The organism is Microcystis sp. M53603_WE2 (assembly GCF_030065435.1).
Genome location: NZ_JASJFF010001062.1, coordinates 1 through 4357, shown reverse-complemented (window position 1 = coordinate 4357; position 4357 = coordinate 1). Strand labels below are relative to the sequence as shown.

3 protein-coding genes are annotated in these 4357 nt (G+C 42.7%); all 3 read left to right on the top strand.

Annotated elements, in window-relative coordinates; all coding sequences use genetic code 11:
* On the top strand, nt 1-1312 hold a 1312-nt coding region (sufD, locus tag PX481_RS22360; protein WP_288096119.1), incomplete at its 5' end, for a Fe-S cluster assembly protein SufD.
* A 55-nt stretch (nt 1313-1367) separates the two neighbouring features.
* Nucleotides 1368-2630 carry a SufS family cysteine desulfurase gene (locus tag PX481_RS22355; RefSeq protein ID WP_288096118.1) on the top strand — a complete coding sequence of 421 codons (1263 nt, stop codon included), beginning with the start codon at nt 1368-1370 and terminating at the stop codon, nt 2628-2630.
* Between the two features lie 34 nt (nt 2631-2664).
* Nucleotides 2665-4170 (top strand): RluA family pseudouridine synthase, encoded by a 1506-nt coding sequence (locus PX481_RS22350; RefSeq protein ID WP_002758404.1) that lies wholly within the window; start codon nt 2665-2667, stop codon nt 4168-4170.
* Nucleotides 4171-4357 lie beyond the last annotated feature (187 nt).

The window sequence follows — 4357 nt, the reverse complement described above, 5'->3', positions numbered from 1 at the left end:
CACGAAACCTGAACAATCAGGAGAATTATTGTTAAAATTGTCGCGAGAAACGGTTCCCACTATCGATAACGGTAAAATTCTCGAATTAAGAGAATCGGGAGCCAGTAAAGCTCAAGAATTAGCCATCCCTGGCAGAAAAGACGAAGAATGGCAATTCACCGATTTAAGTCAACTCTGGGCGATCGATTTTCGCGTCCCCCAAACCGTTACAATCGATAAAAATGCCCTAGCTGTTTTTTTACTGCCCGAAGCCAAAAACAGCCGTATAGTCTTCGTTAACGGCATTTATCAGCCTGAATTGTCCGATATCTCCGCTTTACCCCCCGGTGTCAGCGTCAGCAATCTCGCCAATGCACAAAAAGATGTTCTTGTCAACTATCTAGGCAAAGAAAAAACACCCGAATTTTTTACCGCACTCAACCAAGCTGGCTTAAGCGATGTAGCAGTAATTCACGTCACCGCTAACACCGTCGTCACAACCCCGATACATCTCCTATTTATCACCGTTGTGGAGGAAATTCCCCGCTTTTATCAGCCCCATAGCCTAATCGTGGCGGAAACAGGAGCTAGTGTCAATATTATCGAGAATTACGGGGCTTTAGCCGAACATTGCTCCGATTTACCTGTAAATTACTCTTATTTTACCAACGCTGTCACAGAAATTTACCTCGAAGCCAACGCCGAGGTCATCCATACCAGAGTACAACGGGAATCGGGAGATGGTTTTCACATCGGACGCACGATAATTGAACAAGGGCGCGATAGCCGTTACACTCTCAACGAGATAAATCTAGGAGCTAAACTCTGCCGTCATAACCTCGATATCCTGCAAAAAGGAGAACAAACCGAGACAAATCTGCACGGATTAGCCATGATTACTGGACAACAAACCACCGATACCCACAGCGCCATCTATCTCAACCATCCCCACGGCATCACCAAGCAACTGCATAAATGTATCGTTGATGGTAGCGCTCACGCTATCTTTAATGGTAAAGTGTTTGTTCCCAAACCCGCCCAATTAACCAACGCCTCCCAGTTAAATCGGAATTTGTTAATTTCTAACAAGGCACGAGTCAACACCAAACCCGAATTACAAATTACCGCCGATAACGTCAAATGTTCCCACGGGGCAACCGTTAGCCAACTGGAAGCCGATGATTTATTCTATCTGCAAAGCCGGGGCTTAAGCACCGACACCGCCCGCAGTTTGTTAATTGATGCTTTCTCGGCCGAGATTTTAGCTAAAATTCCTCTAGAATCCCTCCGCCAAAGATTGGGGCAATGCGTCGCCTGTCGCAGTGTGGAATAACTCTACCGGGGTGGGTGTCAACCTGCCCAAAGTACCCCTCTGACTCCTGACTAAAATGACAATTATCCAAGAAAAAACCCTCGCCCAAAAAGTCCGCGCCGATTTCCCTATCCTCCATCAAACCGTACACGATAAACCCCTTATCTATCTCGATAGTGCCGCCACTTCCCAAAAACCCATTCAAGTATTAGAAACCCTGCGAAACTATTACGAAAAAGATAACGCTAATGTGCATCGGGGGGCGCATACTTTAAGTGTCCGGGCAACGGAAGCCTACGAAGGGGCCAGAGATAAGGTGGCTAGGTTTATTAATGCCGCTTCTCGTCAGGAAATTGTCTATACTCGCAACGCCACGGAAGCGATTAATTTAGTCGCCTACAGTTGGGCATTAAATACCCTGAAAGCAGGGGATGAAATTATTCTCTCGGTCATGGAACACCACAGTAATTTAATCCCCTGGCAAATTGTCTGCCAAAAGACGGGGGCGGTGATTAAATATGTGCCATTAACCAGCGAAGAAAGCTTTGATTTAGAACAATATAAATCCTTGTTATCTGACAAAACTAAATTAGTTGCTGTCCTTCATGTTTCTAATACATTAGGCTGTATTAATCCCGTTGCCGAAATAGTCAGCCTTGCCCATCAAGTCGGGGCGAAAGTATTAATTGATGCCTGTCAAAGTGTCCCCCATTTAGCCATTGATGTGCAGTTCATAGATTGTGATTGGTTGGTGGCTAGTGGTCATAAAATGTGCGCCCCCACTGGTATTGGATTTTTGTACGGCAAAGAGGCGATTTTAGAGGCAATGCCGCCCTTTTTTGGTGGTGGCGAAATGATTGCGGAAGTCTATTTAGACCATTTTACCTGTGCCGAACTGCCCCACAAATTTGAAGCTGGAACCCCCGCTATCGGCGAAGCGATTGCTCTCGGTGCTGCGGTAGAATATTTAATGGGTTTAGGTATGGATAATATTCATGCCTACGAAGAAGAATTAACCGCCCATTTGTTCAAAAAATTAGGAGAAATTGAGGGTTTAAGAATTTACGGGCCATCACCTAGTTTAACGGGCCAGGGTCGGGCTAGTTTAGCCGCCTTTAATGTGGAAGGGATTCATGCCAGTGATTTAGCCACTTTATTAGACCACGAAGGAATCGCTATTCGCTCCGGTCATCACTGTACCCAACCTCTACACCGCTTTTTTGATGCTTCTGGCAGCGCGCGGGCAAGTCTATATTTTTATAATACCCCAGAAGAAATCGATCGCTTTATTGTCGCTTTACAGGAAACTATTGATTTCTTTGCCAATTGTTTTTCTTAGGGGTATCTCTGGCCCCTTTTCCTGTTCTTAAAGAGTGAAGGAAGTTACTTATTATTATCAAGGAATTTGTCCCGAAACGGGCGAGTTATTGCGCTTGCCCCGCACTCTTTTGGCTGAAAAAATTGCCCAAGATTTGATGACAACTATCACCAATCCTCAAGGTAAAATGTATGGAATTTTGTTAGGAGAAAATGCTGCTGGCGAAATAGAAGTTTTAAAAGCTTTTTCTGGACAGGGAGAAGCTACCGGCTGGGTTCCGTCCCTAGTGGGGAGAGAAAAAATTATTCGGGAAGAAAAGCGAGTTTTGCAACTTTTAGAAACAATTAAACAGGAAATTATTACCCTACAATCAATTCCCGAACATAATTTATATCGACTCAATCAAGCAAATTTTGAGCGTAAAATACAAGCTTTACAGCAACAACATCAAAACCATAAACAGGAACGAGATAGGTTAAGAAATTTAGGAGATTTAAACCCAGAAGAATTAGAAAAATTAAATAATATCAGTCGTCAGGAAAAAAGAGAAAGAAAGCAATTAAAACAGGAACAAAAACAAGTTTTAAAACCCTTAATTGAGAAAATAAACTTAGCCAATCAGAGAATTATTGAACTTAAGCAACAGCGTAGGAACCTCTCCAAACAGTTACAGGAATTGCTGTATCAATCCTACTGTTTAAACAACTTTTCTGGACAATCTCTCTCCTTGGCTAAATTGATGGGCAGTAATTTGTTACCGACGGGAACAGGGGAATGTTGCGCCCCGAAATTATTAAATTATGCCGCCATGAAAGGATTAAAACCTGTCGCCATGGCCGAATTTTGGTGGGGAGAATCGAATCGAGATAGAAAACAGGGAGAATTTTATGGCGCTTGTCAAGAAAGATGTCAACCTCTCATGGGTTTTTTACTCTCTGGTTTACGTTCATCCCTAGAAATTATCTATGAAGACGAGGGAATAATTGCTATTAATAAACCCGCGGGATTATTATCGGTAGCAGGACGTTATCAAGATAGTCAAGATGCTGTGGTCAATCGTTTTCGTCGTCAGGGAAAAAATCTCATTCCCGTTCATCGTTTAGACCGAGAAACTTCGGGATTATTATTACTAGCTAAAAGTTTAGATATTTATCGTTGTTTATCCCAACAATTTCAACGGCGAGAAGTGGAGAAAATCTACGAAGCTATATTATCAGAAATTATTGAGCGAGAATCAGGCATAATTGACCTACCTCTCTGGGGAAATCCGCAAAATCGACCCTATCAAACTGTGGACTGGCAAAGGGGGAAAGCTAGTCAAACCTATTTTAAAGTTGTCGGTAAAGAAGGCAATTATTCTCGGCTAGAATTTATTCCCTACACGGGAAGAACCCATCAAATTCGTGTTCATAGTCAACAGGGATTAGGGATAGGAATTTTAGGCGATCGCTTGTACAATGGTAAGCAGTCCGACCGTTTACACCTACACGCTAAACAATTATCTTTTCGTCATCCTCAGACCGAAAATAAACTTGATCTCATCATTCCCACCCCCTTTTGAGAGCTATAATTGCTAACAGCCAAAAATTAGCTATAGTAACCCGAACTGGGGTTAAATAGGGTTTGCTGAATAAATCTAAAAACCTTGTTGGATAAGGTTTTTAGACTTTTTTTCCCTCAAAAAGTGCCGACCATTGGAGTGATTGGGGGGAAAATTCAGGTACTTTTTCCCTGAAAATTAGGTAGTT

Bases quoted from the DNA above. Each gene is read 5' to 3' on its own strand.
- PX481_RS22355 (WP_288096118.1), top strand. From the start codon at position 1,368: ATGACAATTATCCAAGAAAAAACCCTCGCCCAAAAAGTCCGCGCCGAT.